Below are 21,382 nucleotides of genomic sequence, written 5' to 3' on the forward strand. Positions count from 1 at the left end.
AGTGGGCGAGGTCTGGGCAACCGGAACGCGCGCCAGGTGGTCGCAGGTTCAAATCCTGTCAGCCCGACAGAAGGAAACCCCCTCTGACCTTGGTCGGAGGGGGTTTTCTCACTCTCCCACTACCCGGAGAGCGGGACCAGAACGGGACCGTAGGTGGTTCGACAGCTTGTCGCCCGCCCCGGTGACCTCGCGCTGATCCGGGTGGAGGTAGCGCTCGGTGGTCCGGCTGTCAGCGTGGCCCGCGATCTTCTGGAGCAGGTGGAAGCTCACCCCGGCGTCTGCCGGTCATCGGTATATCGCGCTAGCGCCGCAGCGTGGTCGCGGGCTGCCGCCGCGCTGTCTGGGTGTTCCGAAACTTCTGGAAGCCGGTCATAGTGTCGACGCATCGTTTCGCGAGGTCACTTCCGAGGCCGAGGCACCGGGCGCGCTTCAGGTCACGGTTCCCGAGGACTGGCCCCGCGCCGCGACGATTGTTGGGCTCGTCAGCCAGATCCTGGCTGTCGGGAAATTCGGCGCCCGTGAAGCCGCCGGATGCGGCGAAATACTCACCGCTGGTTGGAGGTGCGGGAACAGGCTGTGAGCGACGGAAGGGCGCCGACACTACCGGTCGTTCGGAACCGCATCCCGTACCGGTCACGTCGGCCGGGTTTGTGCTTCGAGCCATCTCCGTCTCAGTTGCGGTGTTGATACCGTAGTATCAGCTGGTTCAGCAGCCTTCGCTTCAAGGCAGATCGGTTCGTAGGCCACGATCACAACCGGGTCGCGGCCACAGTAGGTACACCAGGTGGCAGTGCCGCCTGCCGATACAGGGTTGTCGATGGTGTGGTGCCTCGTCGCCTCGATGATGTGATCGCAGTAAAGCCGCAGTCGCCATCGGATGAGTCCGCGATCGGGTGCTTTCTGTGACGCCATCACCGTCAGGGTCTGGACGGTGATGCGCCTTGCCTCCTTGAGCTGAGGGTCGGCGGCTTCCTCTGCCTTCCATTGAGCAGTCTGCTCGGCTACCCAGTGCCCGATCTGCTCGGACTGTTCCTGGTTGCGATGGTCCTGACTTGTCAGCAGATAGCCTTCAAGGGGCACACCGTGCCTGAGATAGACTGTCATACAGAATGATTCGCACCAGACGGGCTGGTGGACTGGTGCTCGCCCGCACCGAAATCGCCGCGATGCCAATGGTGGCGTTCGTGATCGGCTGACGCGAGTCCGCGCGTCAGCCGATCACGCTAGGTCGCTCGGGCATTTGTGAACCCGAGTGAACGTCTCGTCAGTCCAGTACGGCAGTGGCCTCGACCTCGACCATGATGTCCGCTTCGCCGAGTGCGGCGACGCCGATCAGAGTGATCGGCTTCAGTGGATCCACGCCCAGCCGGGCGGCAGCGCGCGCGACACCCTCCCCGAGCAATGGGTACTTCGCCTCGTTCCAGTCCACCACGTAGATAGTCAGCTTGGCGACGTCATCGAACGAGCCCCCGATCTCAGCCAGCGCGAGGCCCACATTCAGGTATGCCTGCTCGACCTGCGCGGCGAAATCTCCCGCACCGACCGGGGCTCCGTCCGCATCCCGAGCGACCTGACCCGCCAGAAAAACCAGCCTCGAGCCCTGCGCGATCGACAGCTGGCGGTAGACCTCCGGCTTGGACAGGCATTCGGGGTTGACGAGCTTCACAACCATGAACGTTCCTCCTACGTTTCACCCGCGGCCTTCGCGTGGCACGTCCCAACATAGCGATCGCCCAACGTCCGCGCCATCGGACACATCGAACCGTGGCCGTCAGGTTCCGTGCGTAACCATATTGGGCGGCAACGGAATTCGTGGGACGTCGCGTGCGATGCCGGTCGTCGCCGTGGATGCTGGGGGCAGGCTACCTTCTGGACAGCTGATCGAGAGGAGGCATCGCTGCGGTGTGGTGGTGAAAAGCCTTCGCGGGGAGGGGGGTTCGAGCGTCGCTGCAGCTAGGGAGATCTTTCGGCGAGGCGGGTGCATCGAGTCGCTGGACGACGGGGCGGGAGGGCGTTCAGTGATTTGCCCGATGGTGATCGGCTCCGCGAACTTGCGCGCCGCGGCCTTTCGTTGTGCAGTTGGCCAGGTTGAATTGTCCTGGCATACACATGGCTAATTCTCGATCGCAGATGCGACAGTGAGCGCTGATATTCGATGATAGGCAGCCGCTATTTCGAATGGTTGAAGTGGGCGGTTATGTGGAGGTAGCTACTCCGAGTTCATTCCGGTTGACGGGTACGGATCGAGCGGATAGCTTGAGTCCCAGGTCCTGATGGGGGAGGGAGTCTGATGTTTGTGACCAGTTGCATTCGCGAAGTGGCGAAGCTCTTCTGACAACCTGCGGGTGGTACCGAGTCGGGGTGACATCGTTGTCGCTCAGCGGTGACTCTTGTTGTGCCAGGTGTGCGTTTCGCTGAGATGAAGGCCGAACTGATTGGAATGGTCGATCGGGGCGTCCATGGAACCACGGATCGCGGTCTGAGCACCGAATTATCCTGTCTGACAGGCAGGTTCGCATCGACATATTGCGCTGTTCAATTTCTCGTGGATGGCCGATATCGCTTTGTGGATGCACTCCCATTCCTTTTCCCGTGGGCGATAGCTATATCTCCGGAGGTTAATTCAAGTGTGCGGAATTGCGGGAGTCGTTGACTTCTCGACTGATCTAGAGTCGCAGCGTTCAGTTATTGAGCGAATGACCGAGACAATGCGCAGGCGTGGCCCGGACGCCGGCGGCGTATGGATTTCCCGTCATGCCGCACTCGGGCATCGTCGGTTGTCTGTTATCGATCTCGAGGGCGGCATCCAGCCGATGGTTCGAGATGACGTCGCATTGACCTACAGTGGCGAGGTATATAACTTTCGCGAATTGCGTACAGAACTGGAAGGCGCCGGTCACCGGTTCACGACGAAGAGCGACACCGAGGTAGTGCTGCGAGCCTATATCGAATGGGGCGCTGCCTGCATCGATCGCTTCAACGGCATGTTCGGGTTCGCGATCTGGGACGGGCGGAGCCAGGAGCTGCTTCTGGTTCGCGACCGGGTAGGCGTCAAACCGGTGTACTACTACCCGACGCCGCACGGTGTCCTGTTCGGCTCCGAGCCGAAGGCGATTCTGGCCAACCCCACCGCGCAGCGCAAGGTTGACCTGAACGGATTCACCAGTTTCCTTATGCTGCAGGCGAATTTGTCAGGCGATACACCGTTCGCGGGGCTGAAAGAGCTGCAGCCCGGTGAGTTCCTGCGCGTGACCCGCGCCGGCATCGAGTGCAAGCGCTACTACGAGTTGACTGCTCGGCCGCATGAGGACGACCTCGACACCACGGTGGAGAAGGTCCGCGCACTGCTGGCTGACATCGTGGAGCGCCAGCTGGTGTCCGACGTGCCGATCGGCATGCTGCTCTCCGGCGGCATCGACTCGAGTCTGTTGACCTCGCTGGCGACGCGGTCGAACTCCGCCAGCGACACCGTGCGGTCGTTCTCCATCGACTTCGTCGGCCACGGAGACTTCTTCGAAGCCGGGGTGGACGCCTTGCGCACCACCGAGGACGCGCCCTTCATCCGAGACGTGGTCGAGTATGTCCGCTGCAGGCATGAGGGCATCGAGGTCCCGACCTCGGCGCTGTGCGATCCGGAGGTGCGGCGGCGGGTGCTGCAGGCTTGGGACCTGCCGAACCATCTGGGCGATATGGATGTCTCGCTGTATTTGCTGTTCCAGGCGGTGCGCGAACACTGCACGGTGGCGATCTCAGGCGAAGGTGCCGACGAGGTGTTCGGCGGCTACCCATGGGTGCACGACGAGAAGGTGCTCGACGTGCCCATCTATCCGTGGATGGCGTTCCAGGTGCTGCAGGGAACTCCCGGACCGTTCAGCCTGTTCGACGGCGGCGTGCTGTCGCGCACCGGCATGTTCGAACGGCTGGGAGGCATGTACGCGGAGGGTATCGCGGCTGCCCCGCGCCTGGACGGCGAATCGCCGCTGGACGCGCGGATGCGTGAGATCAACTATCTCGACGTCACGCGATTCATGCGCACGCTGCTCGACCGCAAGGACCGCATGAGCATGGCGGTCGGACTCGAGGTCCGCGTTCCGTTCTGCGACCACCGTCTGATCGAGTACCTGTTCAACGTGCCGTGGTCGATGAAGCAGCGCGAGGGCCAGAGCAAGTGGCTGCTGCGCGCCGCAGCCGGTGATCTGTTGCCGGCATCGGTCCTGACGCGTCCGAAATCAGCCTTTCCCGCAACACTCGACACCGGATACGACGACATGCTGCGCAAGGGTCTCCAGCAGGTGCTGACCGGCGCCGACGAGCCGATCCGAGAGTTCGTAAACGTCGATGCGGCCCAGGCGATCGTCAACGGCACCGATGCCGCGGGCACCGGCGCTTGGAAACGTCTTCGGACGGAAAGCATCCTGCGCGCCAACGCGTGGATCAAAGAGTACGACGTCGATATGAGCGCCCTCGCCTGACCTGTTTCGGTCGGCAGGGCCCAGCTGGACCAGCGTGGATCTTCAAGAAGCAGGTGTGGTAAGTCGTGAGTGAGAACGTCGTCAATGACCCGTCGTCGGAGCGGCTGCTGGAGTACCTGAAGAAGGTCACGCTGGAACTGCTGGAGACCCGCGAGGGATTGGAGCAACTGCAGGCCCGCGCCGAGGAACCGATCGCGATCGTCGGCATGGCCTGCCGCTATCCAGGCGGCGTCGAGAATCCGGATCAACTCTGGGATCTCGTGGATTCGGAGACCGACGCGATCGGCGCGTTCCCGACCGACCGCGGCTGGGATCTGGAGCGCCTGTTCGACGACGATCCGGATATCGCGGGTACCTGCTACGTACGGGAAGCCGGATTCCTGCACAACGCGGTGGATTTCGATGCGGGCTTCTTCGGGATCGGCCCCCGTGAGGCAGCGGCGATGGATCCGCAGCAGCGATTGATGCTGGAGGCGTCGTGGGAGGCGCTCGAAGACGCGGGTATCGACCCGACATCGTTGCGCGGCAGCGACACCGGCGTCATCGCCGGTGTCATGTACCAGGATTACGGCATGGTGCCGCAGGCGTCGGCGGCGGAGGGCCACATCGGCACGGGCACCGCGACGAGTGTGGTCTCCGGCCGCGTCTCCTACACCCTGGGGCTGGAAGGGCCTGCGGTGACGCTGGACACGGCGTGTTCGTCGTCGCTGGTGGCACTACATCTGGCGTGCCGGGCGCTGCGTCAGGGCGAGTCGTCGCTGATGCTGGTCGGCGGTGTGACTGTGATGTCGACCCCGTTCCTTTTCGTGGAGTTCTCGCGTCAGCGTGGTTTGTCGAAGGATGGTCGGTGTAGGGCGTTTTCGGCGTCTGCGGATGGGGTTTCGTGGTCTGAGGGTGTTGGTGTGCTTGCGCTGGAGCGGCTGTCGGATGCGCGGCGGTTGGGTCATCGGGTGTTGGCGGTGGTGCGTGGTAGTGCGATCAATCAGGACGGCGCGAGTAACGGGTTGACTGCGCCGAATGGTCCGTCGCAGGAGCGGGTGATCGCGCAGGCGTTGGCGAGTGCGGGTTTGCAGGGTTCGGATGTGGACGTGGTGGAGGCGCACGGCACGGGTACGACGTTGGGTGATCCGATCGAGGCGCAGGCTTTGTTGAATGCCTATGGTCGGGATCGTGGTGTGCCGTTGCGGGTCGGTGCGTTGAAGTCGAATATCGGTCATACCCAGGCTGCTGCTGGTGTGGGTGGTGTGATCAAGATGGTGCAGGCGTTGCGGCACGAGGTGTTGCCTGCGACTTTGCATGTGGATGCGCCTTCGCCGCATGTGGATTGGTCTGCGGGGTCGGTGCGACTGCTCACCGAGTCGGAGGCGTGGCCGGTGGGTGATCGGGTGCGTCGGGCGGGTGTGTCGTCGTTCGGGATCAGTGGCACGAACGCGCATGTGATCCTCGAAGAAGCGCCGCCTGTTGCGGTGGGCGTGGATGTGCCCGCGGCTGCGCAGGACGGTGTCGTTTCAGGTGGTGTTCCGACCGCATTGTTGGTGTCGGCGAGGTCGGAGTCGGCGTTGCGGGCTCAGGCGTTGCGGTTGCACGACTGGTTGGCGGTGAACGAGGGAGCGCGGCTGTCGGATGTGTCGGCGGCGCTGTGGTATTCGCGGGCGCAGTTGGATTGTCGGGGGGTGGTGGTCGGGCGCGATCGCGAGGAGTTGTTGTCGGGTCTGACCGCTCTGGCGGCGGATACACCGAAGCCCGGTGTGGCCTACGGCGTGTGCGGTTCAGGCAAGACGGCGTTCCTGTTCACCGGCCAAGGCGCGCAGCGGATCGGGATGGGTGCTGGGTTGTATGCGGCGTTCCCGGTGTTCGCTGCGGCTTTGGATGAGGTGTGTGCGGAGTTCGATGCGTTGCTGGGTGTTTCGTTGCGGGCGGTGATGTTCGGTGAGGACGCCGAGGTCGCTGCGGGTTTGTTGGATCGGACGGAGTTCACGCAGCCGGCGTTGTTCGCGTTCGAGGTGGCGTTGTTCCGGTTGATCGAGTCGTTCGGTGTGGTGCCGGATGTGGTGGTTGGTCATTCGATCGGTGAGTTGGTGGCGGCGTATGTGGCTGGTGTGTGGAGTCTGTCGGATGCGTGTCGTTTGGTGGCTGCGCGTGGTCGTTTGATGGGTGCTTTGCCTGAGGGTGGGGCGATGTTGGCGGCTGCGGTGTCGGAGGAGCGGGCACTAGAGTTGCTGGCAGGTGGGATCGGGGCCGTTGAAGGCATGGGGGCCGGGGCTGTGTCGCAGCTGGGTTCTGTGTCGTTGGCCGCGATTAATGCTCCTGTGGCGGTGGTGTTCTCGGGCGACGGCGCGGCTATCGCGGTGCTCGAGGCGCGGTTCTCGGCCGAGGGTGTGAAGACGAACCGTCTGTCGGTAAGTCACGCGTTCCATTCGGTGTTGATGGAGCCGATGCTGGCCGAATACGAACAGGTCGCGCGGTCGGTGGCGTACCAGGCGCCGCGAATCAGGGTGTGTTCCACGGTGTCTGGGGTAGTCGCCGACGAAGAGTTGCTGACACCGGCGTATTGGGTGCGACAGGTCCGTGACACGGTGCGTTTTGCGCCTGCGGTGGGTTGTTTGGTGGATTCGGGTGTGCGGCGGTTTGTCGAGTTGGGTCCGGATGCGGTGTTGACCGCCATGACACATCAGACGTTGACAGACGAGGCGTCGTCACGGTTGCTGTTGGCGGCGGCGGGACGGCGCACCGGCGATGAGGCCGAGAACTTCGTTTCGTCGCTCGCGTCGGTGCATAGCGCGGGCGTTGCGGTGGACTGGGCGCCGTTGGTCCCTGTGCAACCGTCGACTCGAATTAGCTTGCCCACGTACGCCTTCCAACACAAGCGCTACTGGCACGACCTGACGCTGGACCCCCGACAGCTCGGCGACGTGACACAGGCGGGTCTCGTCTTTCCCGACCATCCGCTGCTCGGCGCAGCCGTGCAGCTCGCCGACAAAGACGAGTGGGTGCTCACCGGCCGCCTGTCGTACCGCACCCACCCCTGGCTGGTCGATCACCTGGTGTCCGGCACGGTGATCGTTCCCGGTACGGCACTGGTTGAGATGGCGCTGTGCAGCGGTCACATCCTCGGCTCGACAGTCGTCGAGGAGCTCACGCTGCGCGCACCGCTGCTGCTGCCACCCGATCGTGCCGTGGAACTGCAGGTGACTGTCGGCGCCGCCGATAATCACGGCCGCCGTGTGCTCGCTGTGTATTCCCGGGTGCAGTCCGGAGACAACGCGGTGGAGTGGACCCAGAACGCCGATGGCGTTCTCGCTGAGGAGACGGCACCGTCCCCGCTCGACGCTGAGATCGCGCCGAGCGCGGACGCTGAGCCGATCGACATCGATGTTCTTTACGACCGGCTGGCCGATCTGGGCTTCGCGTACGGACCGACCTTCCAGGCCGTCGTCGCCGCCTGGAACGACGGGGGACACGTGATCGCCGACGTCGCCTTGGATACGTCGGCACAGCGGGTCGCCGCACGTTGCCTGATTCACCCGGCGTTGTCGGATGCCATGCTGCACACAGTGATCGAACCGCTGGCCCAGGACACGGCCGCCGGTCGACTGCCGCTACCGTTCGCCTTCTCCGGCGTGCGCGTGTATGCCCGGGGTGCCGTCGCCACGCGCGTCCGGATCACCCGCGTCGGTACCGACCGCGTTCGACTCGACGCCGTCGATGCCGCTGGTGTCCCGGTGTTCAGCGTGAACTCGTTGCTGGCCCGCCCAGTGGACCTCGCCGCTCTCGATGTCGCGCGCACCACCGAAAGCGGTGTGTTGGGACTGCGCTGGACTGCGATGACTGCCGCCGAACCCGCCACAGTGTCGGCGCCCGTCCGATCACAGCTGGTGTTGCTGGGCTCAACGCAGCTGAGCGGGGTGGAACTGCGATATGCCGACATCGACGCGCTCACCGGCGCGACGACTGACGGGGCCGACGTGCCTGATCTGGTGTTGTGGGCCGACGAAACGACCGGCACCACAAGCGATTTCGCCGATGCTGCCCGGGTTCGCGTCCAGGCGACCCTGCGGATACTGCGTGCCTACATCGAACACCCACTCGACGCGCCATTGGTTATCGCGACCTGCGGCGGCGTTGCGCTGCCCGGCGAGACCGTGGACCTCGCGGCCGCCGCGGTCGGCGGGATCGTGCGCGCTGCGCAGGCCGAGCATCCCGGCCGGTTCGTGCTGCTCGACTACGCCGATGAGCTCACTGCAGCGGCGGTCGCGGCGGCGGTGGCCGTCGGCGAGCCGTGGGTCGCGGTGCGCGCCGGCGCGCTCTACACCCCCCGATTGGTGACGGTGCAGGTGTCTGCGCCGACCGCGGCGCCGTTCGGAACCGGCACAGTGCTGATCACGGGTGGCACCGGTGGACTGGGCGCGCAGATCGCCCGTCACCTCGCCGATGCGCACCAGGTGCGCGATCTACTGCTCGTATCGCGCAGCGGCGAGAAGGCGGAGGGTGCCGCGGATCTAGTGCGCGAGCTGACCGAGCTGGGCGCTCGTGCCAGTGTCGCGGCCTGCGACGTGGCCGACCCACAGGCGGTGCGGGAACTGCTCGCGGCGATCCCGGAGCAGACCCCGTTGACTGCTGTCGTGCACGCCGCCGGTGTCCTCGACGACAGCACTGTGCAGACGCTGACCGAAGGTTCACTACATCGCGTATTCGCCCCCAAGGTGGACGCGGCATGGAATCTGCACGAGCTCACGCGTCACTGTGACCTTTCGGCGTTCATTCTGTTCTCCTCGGTCGCGGGTGTACTCGGCGCCGCCGGACAGGGTGCCTACGCCGCCGCGAATGCGTTCCTTGACGCGCTCGCACACCTGCGCAGCACGCAAGGCCAGCCGACGACATCGGTGGCGTGGGGCCCGTGGGATCAGCAGGCCGGCATGACCGGCGCCCTATCGCAGGCTGAGTTCTCCCGCCTGGCCCGCTCCGGGCTACGGCCGCTGACAAGCGCCCGCGGAGTGCAGTTGTTCGATCAGGTGGTCGCTCTCACAGGCAGCGAATCCCTGCTGACCGCGGCGGGACTGGATCAGGTCGCACTCGGTGAACGGGCTCGGGCCGGCCAGCTGCTGCCCGTCCTGAGCGGGCTCGCACCGGCGTCGACACGCCGGGCACCCGGTGCTGGGGCACTCGCGCAGCGGCTGGCGACAGTGCCCGCCGAACGGCTCGACGCGGTGTTGCGCGAGTTCGTGCAGACCGAGGCCGCGGCCGTGCTCGGTCATGCGTCGGCCACCGCGATCGGCGTCGACACACCGTTCAGCGAGCTGGGTTTCGACTCCCTCGGCGCCGTCGAATTCCGGAACCGGCTAGCGAAGGCCACGACGCTGACCCTGGCGTCAACACTGGTCTTCGACTATCCGACCGCCGCCGCGGTCGCCGGGTTCCTGCGCACCCGATTGGACGGCGCGCAACGCCCACGTACTGCCCGCGCCACCCGCCTCTGGACCGACGAGCCGATCGCGATCGTCGGCATGAGTTGCCGTTATCCGGGAGGCATCGAGAATCCGGATCAACTCTGGGACTTCGTGGCGGCGGGGGGCGACGCGATGTCGGACTTTCCGACCGATCGTGGCTGGGACCTCGATCGACTGTTCGACTCCGACCCGGACAAGCCCGGAACCGTGTACGCGACGAGGGCTGGATTCCTCTACGACGCCGGTGATTTCGACGCCGCGTTCTTCGGGATCGGGCCGCGTGAGGCGGCGGCGATGGATCCGCAGCAGCGGTTGATGCTGGAGGCGTCGTGGGAGGCGCTCGAGCACGCCGGGATCGATCCGACATCGTTGCGCGGCAGCGACACCGGTGTGTTCGCGGGTGTCATGTACCAGGACTACTGCGCTTCCACCGCGGCCGGGGACTCCGCGGAGGGCTATCGCGCGACCGGCGCGTCCGGCAGTGTCGTGTCGGGTCGGGTGTCGTATGCGTTGGGGCTGGAAGGGCCTGCGGTGACGGTGGATACGGCGTGTTCGTCGTCGTTGGTGGCGTTGCATCTGGCGGCTCAGGCGTTGCGGTCGGGGGAGTCCTCGCTGGTGTTGGTCGGTGGTGTGACGGTGATGTCCACACCGTTGTTGTTCGTGGAGTTCTCACGGCAGCGTGGTCTGTCGAAAGATGGTCGCTGCAAGGCATTCTCGGCGTCCGCCGATGGCGTCGCCTGGGGTGAGGGTGTCGGCGTGCTGGTGGTCGAGCGATTGTCGGATGCGCAGCGGTTGGGCCATCAAGTGTTGGCGGTGGTGCGTGGTAGTGCGGTGAATCAGGATGGTGCGAGTAATGGGTTGACTGCGCCGAATGGTCCGTCGCAGGAGCGGGTGATCGCGCAGGCGTTGGCTGTGTCGGGTCTGTCGGCGGCTGATGTGGATGTGGTGGAGGCGCACGGCACGGGTACGACGTTGGGTGATCCGATCGAGGCGCAGGCCTTGTTGAATGCCTATGGCCAGGATCGCAGTGAGCTGTTGCGGATCGGGTCGTTGAAGTCGAATATCGGTCATACCCAGGCTGCGGCTGGTGTGGGTGGTGTGATCAAGATGGTGCAGGCGTTGCGGCACGAGATGTTGCCCGCGAGCCTGCACGCGGATGTGCCTTCGCCGCATGTGGATTGGGCTTCGGGTGCGGTGCGGGTGGTCACGGAGGCGGAGCCTTGGGTGGCGGGTTCTCGGGTGCGTCGGGCGGGTGTGTCGTCGTTCGGGATCAGTGGCACCAATGCGCATGTGATCCTGGAAGAAGCGCCCAGCGACCCCACCGTGAGTACTGAAGCGAATAACGTTGTGCGGCAGTCTGATCACATCGCTGCCCGACCACATGCCAACACTGCGCCGTGGCTGCTATCGGCGAAGTCGGAGGCCGCGTTGCAGGCGCAGGCGCGTCGGTTGCAGACCTGGCTCGCCGTGCATCCCGACGCCGATGACGCGGATATCGCCGCGACGCTGACTTCGTCGCGCGCCCGGCTGGATTGGCGCGGCGCGGTGCTCGGTGCCGGCCGCGCGGAGCTGCTCACCGGCCTGACCGCCCTCGCGGCGGGTGCACCGTCACCGCATGTCGTGCGAGGCGTCGCCGCGGCTGGCGACACCGCGTTCCTGTTCACAGGCCAGGGGGCGCAGCGAGTTGGGATGGGTACCGGATTGTCTGTGGCGTTTCCAGTATTCGCGACAGCTTTGGATGAGGTCTGTGCGGAGTTCGATGCGTTGCTGGGTGTTTCGTTGCGGGCGGTGATGTTCGGTGAGGACGTCGAGTACCTGGGTTTGTTGGATCGGACGGAGTTCACGCAGCCGGCGTTGTTCGCGTTCGAGGTGGCGTTGTTCCGGTTGATCGAGTCGTTCGGTGTGGTGCCGGATGTGGTGGTTGGTCATTCGATCGGTGAGTTGGTGGCTGCGTATGTGGCTGGTGTGTGGTCGTTGTCGGATGCGTGTCGTTTGGTGGCTGCGCGTGGTCGTTTGATGGGTGCTTTGCCTGAGGGTGGGGCGATGTTGGCGGCTGCGGTGTCGGAGGAGCGGGCACTAGAGTTGCTGGCAGGTGGGATCGGGGCCGTTGAAGGCATGGGGGCCGGGGCTGTGTCGCAGCTGGGTTCTGTGTCGTTGGCCGCGGTCAATGCTCCTGTGGCGGTGGTGTTCTCGGGCGACGGCGCGGCTATCGCGGTGCTCGAGGCGCGGCTCTCGGCCGAGGGTGTGAAGACGAACCGTCTGTCGGTAAGTCACGCGTTCCATTCGGTGTTGATGGAGCCGATGCTGGCCGAATACGAACAGGTCGCGCGGTCGGTGGCGTACCAGGCGCCGCGAATCAGGGTGTGTTCCACGGTGTCTGGGGTAGTCGCCGACGACGAATTGCTGACACCGGCGTATTGGGTGCGACAGGTCCGTGACACGGTGCGTTTCGCGCCTGCGGTGCGAGCCCTCGACGATGCCGGCGTGCGTCGGTTCGTGGAAGTGGGCCCGGATGCAGTGCTGGCTTCGATGACCAGCCAGACACTGACCGACGAGGCCGCGGCTCGTTCGCTCGTCGCGGCAGCGGCTCGCCGCACGATCGACGAGGCCGAACAGTTCCTACGGCTGCTGGCCGCGGTCCACTGCGCGGGCGTCGCCGTGGACTGGGCACCACTGCATGTCGGTCGACCGGTCTCCCACATCGACCTGCCGGTCTATGCCTTTCAACGTCGTCGCTACTGGACGCAGGCCGGCGACGACGCACTCGGCGATATGGGTCACGCCGGCCTCGCAGCGCTGGGGCACCCCGTGCTGCGCGTCGCGGCGCAGTTGGCCGGCCGCGACGAATGGCTCTTCAGCGGACGGCTGTCGACCACTGAGCAGTCGTGGATCGCCGATCACACTGCCTTCGGCGCCGTACTACTGCCGGGCACTGGATTCGTGGATCTGGCCCTCACCGCTGGCGCGCATCTCGCGCTTCCGGTCATGGACGAACTCGTGTTGGCGGCGCCGTTGCTCTTCGACGGCGCGGCCGTGGACGTGCAGGTATCGGTAGCCGAGCCGGACGATGCCGGTGTCCGTCGCTTGTCGATCTACTCGCGCACCGTTGCCGACGGCGCCCGAGGGGATGCCCGCGAGCAGGACTGGACGCTGCACGCCACCGGAATACTGGCGCCTGCCGACGCGACGACACCCGCCTGGAGCAGCCCCGACTGGCCACCCGCCGACGGCACGCCGATCGACGGAGCTCACCTGTACGACCGGCTCGCCGACCTGGGCTTCGGCTACGGTCCGAGTTTCCGCGGCGTGCGCGCGGCGTGGACTCGCGGCAGCGAGGTGTTCGCTGAGGTAGCCCTCGACGAGACGACCGCCGCCCAGGCCGCTGTGTTCGGGGTGCATCCAGCCCTGCTGGATGCGGCGTTCCACGCCGCCATCGACGGACTCGCCGACGATCTGCCCGACGGCCGTTTGCCGCTGCCGTTCTCCTTCGGTGGCGTTCGGGTATTCCGACGCGGCGCCGCCGCCGTGCGCGCCAGGATCACCCGTTCGGGACCCGAGAAGGTGCGCATCGACGCCTGCGACGACACCGGCTCTCCGGTGCTGTCCATCGACGCGGTGCTCGCCCGCCCTGTCGACGCGCGCACCCTCGACAGCGCCCGCGGCAACGGCCGGGCCTCCCTGTACGCCCTCGAATGGACACCGCTGCCCGCACAAGCGGTGTCGGCGCAGGAGCTGGTCGCGCTGGGACAGCCCGTCTCGGGAATCGCCGAGACATACCCGGACGCGATGACATTCGCGGCCCGGGCGGACCGCGCCGCGGTGACTGTCGTCTGGTCGCCTGCACCCCCCGCTGTGGACAACGCCGCCGACACGCCGTCCGCCGTCCGCGCCGCCGTCCACGCCGCTCTCGCCGTCCTGCGAGAGTGGCTCGCAGAGCCGAGTTGCGCCGAGTCGACATTGGTTGTGCTGACCCGTGATGCCGTCGGCCTGCCCGGCGAGACGCCCGACCTCGCGGCCGCGGCCGTCTGGGGTCTGGCGCGCAGTGCGCAGTCCGAGCATCCGGGGCGGATTGTGCTGGTCGACGTCGACCGTGCCGCCATCGATGACGCCGACGAGGCGCTGCGCGTCGCCGCTGCTATGGCCGCAGGCGAACCACAGCTCGCGATCCGCGGGGGCGCCGCGCTGGCACCGCGGTTGGTTCGCACCACCGCTGCCGAGCCGCTTGCCGCGACCTTCGCCACCGGCACGGTCCTGATCACTGGTGGCACCGGCGGATTGGGTGCCGTCACCGCCCGCCACCTGATCACCGCGCACGGTGCGCGCCGGCTGCTGCTGGTGTCGCGGCGGGGCAGTGCTGCCCCGGGGGTCGCCGAACTGGTGGCCGAGCTGACCGCGCTGGGAGCCGACGTGGGTGTCTCCGCCTGCGATGTCAGCAGCCGCGCCGCGGTCGAGGCATTGCTGGCGGCGATTCCGGCGGAGCACCCGCTCACGGCCGTGGTGCACACCGCGGGCGTGCTCGACGACGGCATCGTCGCGACGCTGACCCCCGAGCAGGTCGATCGGGTACTCGCCCCGAAGGTCGACGCCGCCTGGCACCTGCATGAGCTCACTCGCGATCTGGATCTGTCCGCGTTCGTGCTGTTCTCGTCCGCCGCGCCGCTGCTCGGCGGGCAGGGGCAGGGCAACTACGCGGCGGCGAACGCGGCCCTCGACGCACTGGCCCGGATGCGACGCAGCGCCGGGCTGCCCGCGCACTCGTTGGCGTGGGGCCTGTGGACCCGCGGCATGGCCGAGGCGCTCAACGACGCAGGCGCCGAGCATCTGGTGCGCCAGATTCGCACGCGCCTCGGGCTGGCTCCGATCGAGCCGGACATCGGCATGCAGCTCTTCGACGACGCGCTGGCTACCAGGGAACCGATGCTGCTGACCGCGCTGCTCGATACCGCCGCGCTCACCGCACTGGGGCGCCTCGGCACACTGCCCGCGGTGCTGCGCGGACTGATTCGCGTGCCGAGTCGTGGCAGTGTCGCTGACAGTCCGTTGCGGCAGCGGCTCGCCGACGCCCCCGCTGAGCAGTGGGAGGCGCTGGTGCGCCACGAGGTCCGGGCGATTGCCGCCGCGGTACTCGGCCACGAGTCGGCGGACGCCGTCGATCCGGAAATTCCGTTCTCGGAGCTGGGTTTCGACTCCCTCGGCGGTGTCGAGTTCCGCAACCGGCTGGCCGCCGCGACGGGCGTGCAACTGCCGTCCACCTTGGTGTTCGACTATCCGACCACGACCGCGGTCGCGGGGTTCCTGCGCACCCGGATCGACGGAGCGGCCCCGCCGCGAACGACGACGACCCGGACTCGGGTCGACGAGCCGATCGCGATCGTCGGCATGAGCTGCCGCTACCCGGGCGGAGTCGAGAACCCGGATCAGCTCTGGGAATTGATGACCGCGCGGGTCGACGCGATCAGCCCCATCCCGACCGACCGTGGCTGGGACCTCGACAACCTGTACGACCCCGACCCTGGCAAGGCAGGCAAGATCTACACCCGCGAGGGCGGATTCCTGTACAACGCAGGCGAGTTCGATCCCGGTTTCTTCGGGATCGGACCCCGTGAGGCGGCGGCGATGGATCCGCAGCAGCGCTTGATGCTGGAGGCGTCGTGGGAGGCGCTCGAGGACGCGGGGATCGATCCGACGTCGTTGCGCGGCAGCGATACCGGTGTGTACGTCGGCGTCATGTACCAGGACTACGGCTATTCCGCCCGTGACGCTGCGGACGGAGCAGCGGAGGGCTATCTGGCGACCGGCTCGGCGGGCAGTGTCGTGTCGGGTCGGGTGTCGTATGCGTTGGGGCTGGAAGGGCCTGCGGTGACGGTGGATACGGCGTGTTCGTCGTCGTTGGTGGCGTTGCATCTGGCGGCTCAGGCGTTGCGGTCGGGGGAGTCCTCGCTGGTGTTGGTCGGTGGTGTGACGGTGATGTCGACACCGTTGTTGTTCGTCGAGTTCTCGCGTCAGCGAGCATTGTCGCCGGACGGGCGGTGCAAGGCGTTTTCGGCGTCCGCCGACGGTGTCTCATGGGGCGAGGGCGTGGGTGTGGTTGCGCTCGAGCGGCTTTCGGATGCGCAGCGCTTGGGTCATCGGGTGTTGGCGGTGGTTCGTGGTAGCGCGGTCAATCAGGATGGTGCGAGTAACGGGTTGACCGCGCCGAACGGTCCTTCGCAGGAACGGGTGATCGCGCAGGCGTTGGCCGCGTCGGGTCTGTCTGCGGTGGATGTAGACGCTGTCGAGGCGCACGGGACCGGTACGACGTTGGGTGATCCGATCGAGGCGCAGGCTTTGCTGAATGCCTATGGCCAGGATCGAGATGAGCCGTTGCGGATCGGGTCGTTGAAGTCGAATATCGGTCATACCCAGGCTGCGGCTGGTGTGGGTGGTGTGATCAAGATGGTGCAGGCGTTGCGGCACGAGATGTTGCCCGCGAGCCTGCACGCGGATGTGCCTTCGCCGCATGTGGATTGGGCTTCGGGTGCGGTGCGGGTGGTCACGGAGGCGGAGCCTTGGGTGGCGGGTTCTCGGGTGCGTCGGGCGGGTGTTTCGTCGTTCGGGATCAGTGGCACCAATGCGCACGTGATCCTCGAAGAAGCGCCGGCTGTGGCTCTTCTGCCGGTCGACGTGCCGCTACCGACGGTCACACCGCTGCTGCTGTCCGCGAGGACTGCTGCCGCGCTACGGACTCAAGCCCGTCGCCTGCACGACGTCCTGCGTGACCGTCCGGACCTCGACTTGACCGACGCCGCAGTGACGCTGGCGCTGCACCGCGCGCACCTCGAGCGGCGCACCGCCGTTGTCGGCGCGAATCGCGAAACTCTGATGGCCGCGCTGGCACGCGTGGCCGACGCGGAGCCGACACCGCGCGCCGTCGACGGTGTGATCGGGGCGGGTGAGACAGCGTTCCTTTTCACGGGTCAGGGTGCGCAGCGGGTCGGTATGGGTGCTGGTTTATATGCCAGGTTCCCTTTGTTCGCTATGGCTTTGGATGAGGTGTGTGCGGAGTTCGATGCCCTGTTGGGTGTTTCGTTGCGTGCGGTGATGTTCGGCGAGGACGCCGAGGTCGCTGCGGGTTTGTTGGATCGGACGGAGTTCACGCAGCCTGCGTTGTTCGCGTTCGAGGTGGCGTTGTTCCGGCTGGTCGAGTCGTTCGGTGTGGTGCCGGATGTGGTGGTTGGTCATTCGATCGGTGAGTTGGCCGCGGCGTATGTGGCTGGTGTGTGGTCGTTGTCGGATGCGTGTCGCCTTGTCGCTGCGCGTGGTCGTTTGATGGGTGGCCTGCCTTCGGGTGGGGCGATGTTGGCGGCTGCGGTGACCGAGGAACGGGCATTGGAGTTGCTGGCAGCCGGTGCTGGTGTCGAGGCCGGTGTCGGCGCTGATGGCAGTGCTGGGCCTGGCGGTGGTGTCGGGCCCGATTCGTGGGCTGATGTTGTGTCGTTGGCGGCGGTGAACGCGCCGAATGCGGTGGTGTTCTCCGGTGCGGTTGCGGCGATTTCGGTGCTCGAGGCTCAGTTGAAGGCAGACGGTGTGAAGACGAACCGTCTGTCGGTGAGTCATGCGTTCCATTCGGTGTTGATGGAGCCGATGCTCGCTGAGTACGAGCGAGTGGCTGCGGGTGTGGCGTATCAGCCACCGCGTATTCGGTTGTGTTCCACGGTTTCTGGTGTGTTGGCTGGTGCGGAGTTGCTGACTGCGGGGTACTGGGTCGGGCAGGTGCGTGCGGCGGTTCGTTTCGCGCCTGCGGTGGGTTCGTTGGTGGATTCGGGTGTGCGGCGGTTTATCGAGCTGGGTCCGGATGCGGTGTTGACGGCGATGACGCGCCAGTCGTTGCCCGCTGAGCTGGAATCGCGGACCGTCGTCACCGCCGCTGGACGCCGCACCGTCGACGACGTCGAGCAATTCGCACAGCTGCTCGCGGACGCGCACTGCGCCGAACTCCCCGTGCGGTGGGCGTCGTACTTCGGTGAGCGACCGCAGCCGCGGATCACGCTGCCCACCTATCCCTTCCAGCACGAGCGGTTCTGGTTGCTGCCGAACGAGCCGACGCCGGCCCTCCTCGGCGCCGACTCCGCAGACCATCCGCTGCTGCACGCTCAGGTGCCGCTCGCGGGCAAAGACGAATGGCTGTTCACCGGTCGGCTCTCGCTGCGCGCTCAGCCGTGGCTCGCCGACCACGCCGTCTTCGAATCGGTCCTGATGCCCGGCACGGGTTTCGTGGAACTGGCTCTTGCCGCCGGTGCGCGCCTCGACGTTCCGCACCTCGCGGAGCTGGTGCTGGCGTCGCCGCTGATCCTGACCGACGACGCAGCGGTGGATGTGCAGCTCTCGGTCGACGAACCCGACGCCACCGGGCGACGGGCGATCGCGATCCACGCCCGCACCACCGACGACTGGGTGCTGCATGCCAGCGGTGTGCTCGCCCCGGCGCTGCCGCCTGCCACGTCGGACTGGGCCGACGTCTGGCCGCCCGTCGCGGGCGAACCGGTCGACGGACAGCAGCTGTACCGCACGCTCGGTGACCTCGGCTTCGGATACGGCCCGGTGTTCCAGTGCGTGCGTGCCGCCTGGTCCGACGGCGACGACGTGTTCGCCGAACTCGCCCTCGACTCCGAAACCGCCGGGCGCGCCACCGAATATGGACTGCATCCGGCGCTCTTGGACGCGGTGTTCCACGCAGCGATCGACCACCTCGCCGACGGCGCGCCCGATGGCCGGGCGCCGCTGCCCTTCGCCTTCGACGGCGTGCGGCTGGCCAAGTCCGGTGTGAGCGCGCTGCGCGCCCGCATCAGGGGTACCGCGCCCGACACTCTGCGTGTCGACGCGGTGGACGCCGACGGCGCCACGGTGCTGGGGATCGATTCCGTGCGGGCACGTCCGGTCGAGCAGCGGGCGCTCGACCAGCTGCGCGGCGTGGCGTTGTACGACCTCGACTGGGCCGCCGTGCCGGTCGTCTCCGCCGCCGACCGCGGGCAGATCGTGGTACTCGGCGGGTCGGAGCCGATTGCCGATGCCGCGGTCGAGTCGGTTCCGCGGTGCGCTGGTCTCGCGGACCTGGCCCTGCTGGATGTTCCCGGCCCGGTGGTGTGGTCGGCGCCCCGGGAGACCGGCGGCGGCGCGGCCGACGTCCACGCCGGTGTCCTGACGACTCTCGCGCTGCTGCGCGACTGGCTGGCCGCCGAACGGCCCGGCGTGCTCGTGATTGTCACGCGCTCCGCTGCCGGATTGCCCGGTGAGCGGCCCGATCTGGTCGGCGCCGCTGTCGCCGGGCTGGTGCGCAGTGCGCAGTCCGAGCATCCCGGCCGGTTCCTGCTGCTCGACCACGACGGTGACGCACTGCCGATCGAGTGGTTCGCCGACGCCGTCGCCGCGGACGAACCGCATCTGGCTGTGCGCGAGGGCCGCCTGCTGGCGCCGCGATTGGCGCCACTGCCCGCCACCGAACCGAGCGTGCCGCTCTCCTTCGACGAGGGCACGGTGCTCATCACCGGTGGTGTCGGTGGCATCGGCGCGATCGTCGCCCGGCATCTGGTCGTCGCGCACGGCGTGCGCCGACTGCTGCTGGCTTCGCGTCGCGGCACCGCCGCGGACGGCGCCGCCGAACTGGTCGCCGAACTCACTGCGCTCGGCGCCCACGTGCGGGTCGCTGCGTGCGACATCGCCGACCGGGATGCGGTCCGCTCGCTGCTGGCCGAGGTCGACGCCGATGCTCCGCTGACCGCTGTGATCCATGCGGCGGGCGTGCTGGACGACGCCACTCTCGACACGCTCACCGATGAGCAGACGACCCGGGTGCTGGCGCCGAAAGTCGATGGGGCACTGCACCTGCACGAGCTGACCAGCGAGCTGAGTCTGTCCGCGTTCGTCCTGTTCTCGTCAGCGGCGCCGCTGCTCGGCGGACAGGGCCAGGGCAACTACGCCGCGGCCAACAGCGTGCTCGACGCGCTGGCTCGGGTGCGGCGCAGCGCGGGTATGCCTGCGCATTCACTGGCCTGGGGGCTGTGGACCGTCGGGATGGCGGGCATGCTCGGGACAGTCGGCGCCGAGCAGTACACGCGGCAGATCCGCGCCCGTCTCGGACTGATCCCGATCGACGCGGAGTCCGGGATGACGCTGTTCGACAGCGCACTCGCGACCGGCCGGGCGACGCTGGCGACGGCTCTGCTGGACAAGACGGCGCTTGCCGCCATGGCCCGCGGCGGCACGCTGCCTGCGGTACTGCGGGGCATGATCAGGGTGCCGACGGCCACGGCGAACAGCGGTGTCAGCCTGGCGCGGCGGCTGGCCACCCTGCCGGACGCGGAGCGTGACAGCGCGATCGTGCAGGCGGTGCGGGAGGCCGCGGCGGCGGCGCTCGGCCACCTGTCCGGCGACGCGATCGACCCGGACGCGCCGTTCACCGAACTCGGCTTCGACTCTCTCGGCGCTGTCGAGTTGCGGAATCGGCTGGTGCAGCAGACCGGGCTGACGTTGCCGTCGACCCTGATCTTCGACCATCCGACCGCCGCCGAGGTGGCGAAGCTGGTGCGGTCCCGGATCGAGGAGACCGAAGCCGGCGGCCGGATCGCCTCGGCGCCGACCGGGGTGCGCGGCACGCTCACCGAGTTGGTGACGGCCGCGCATCGCCGCGGCGACCTCGCGGCAGCGATGCCACTGCTGACCGCGAGCTCAGCCTTGGCGGCCGCGGCCGGCGCCGACCAGGCCGAAATCGCGCCCCCGACGCCACAACTGCTGGCGCGCGGTGCCGGATCGCCGACGCTGATCTGCATTCCGTCGTTCCTCGCGGGTTCCGGTCCGCACCAGTTCGCGCGCCTGGCCCGCAATCTGGGCGGCGAGCGGCAGGTGTTCGGACTGCGGTTGCCCGGCATGACGCCAGGAGATCTGTTGCCCGCGACCTGGTCGGCGGCGATCGACGCCCTCGCCGCCGCCGTCGAGCCGGAGCTCGAGCGAAATCCGGTGGCGCTCATCGGCTATTCGGTCGGTGGCGCGATCGCGCACGCGGTCGCGCGGCGGCTCGAGGATCGCGGCACACGGCTCGTCGGCGTGGCGATGATCGACACATACTCACCGGACGATCTGGAGCTCAATCGCCTCGTACTCACCGACGCACTGGCACAGATCCTGTCCCGGGACAACGAGCTGACCCCGGTCGACGACCACGGTTTGGTCGCCATGGGCGGCTATGTGCGGTTCTACCCCGAGCGCGAAGCACGCTCGATCGCCGCGCCGACGTTGAATCTGCGGGCGTCCATGACGCTGAGCAGCTTCGGTGACACCGATCCGGTGCCGGACTGGCAGCACCGCGGACCGACAGAGCGCATCGACGCGCACCACTTCTCGATCATCGAGGAGCAGGCAACCGAGACCGCCACGTCCATCCGTCGCTGGCTCGACTCCCTCAGCGGCCGTTGACATCCGATCCGACAG

The 21,382-nt window shown here is 67.2% G+C and carries 3 protein-coding genes and 1 pseudogene; 2 read left to right on the forward strand and 2 right to left on the reverse strand.

All coding sequences use genetic code 11. The features are described 5' to 3' along the window. Nucleotides 1-633: 633 nt before the first annotated feature. Together BOX37_RS33960 and BOX37_RS13470 are read right to left on the reverse strand one after the other, a co-directional pair. Nucleotides 634-1,104, reverse strand: a complete 471-nt coding sequence (locus tag BOX37_RS33960) for a hypothetical protein (protein WP_156910389.1) — start codon at nucleotides 1,102-1,104, stop codon at nucleotides 634-636. Nucleotides 1,105-1,264: 160 nt separating this feature from the next. Beyond that, nucleotides 1,265-1,672, reverse strand: a complete 408-nt coding sequence (locus tag BOX37_RS13470; protein ID WP_071927941.1) for a RidA family protein — start codon at nucleotides 1,670-1,672, stop codon at nucleotides 1,265-1,267. 955 nt (nucleotides 1,673-2,627) lie between these two features. Between BOX37_RS13470 and asnB the strand changes: the two genes are divergently transcribed. Further along, entirely contained in the window at nucleotides 2,628-4,472 is a 1,845-nt protein-coding gene (gene asnB, locus BOX37_RS13475; RefSeq protein ID WP_071927942.1) for an asparagine synthase (glutamine-hydrolyzing), read from the forward strand. 65 nt (nucleotides 4,473-4,537) lie between these two features. Beyond that, nucleotides 4,538-21,331 (forward strand): annotated as a pseudogene (locus tag BOX37_RS13480) (SDR family NAD(P)-dependent oxidoreductase); the annotation flags it as partial. Nucleotides 21,332-21,382: the final 51 nt, after the last annotated feature.

Source organism: Nocardia mangyaensis, from assembly GCF_001886715.1.
In the GTDB taxonomy this organism is placed as follows: Bacteria; Actinomycetota; Actinomycetes; order Mycobacteriales; family Mycobacteriaceae; genus Nocardia; species Nocardia mangyaensis.

Excerpts from the sequence above, each read along its gene's own strand:
- BOX37_RS33960 (WP_156910389.1), bottom strand. The coding sequence starts at position 1,104 with ATGACAGTCTATCTCAGGCACGGTGTGCCCCTTGAAGGCTATCTGCTG.
- BOX37_RS13470 (WP_071927941.1), bottom strand. The coding sequence starts at position 1,672 with ATGGTTGTGAAGCTCGTCAACCCCGAATGCCTGTCCAAGCCGGAGGTC.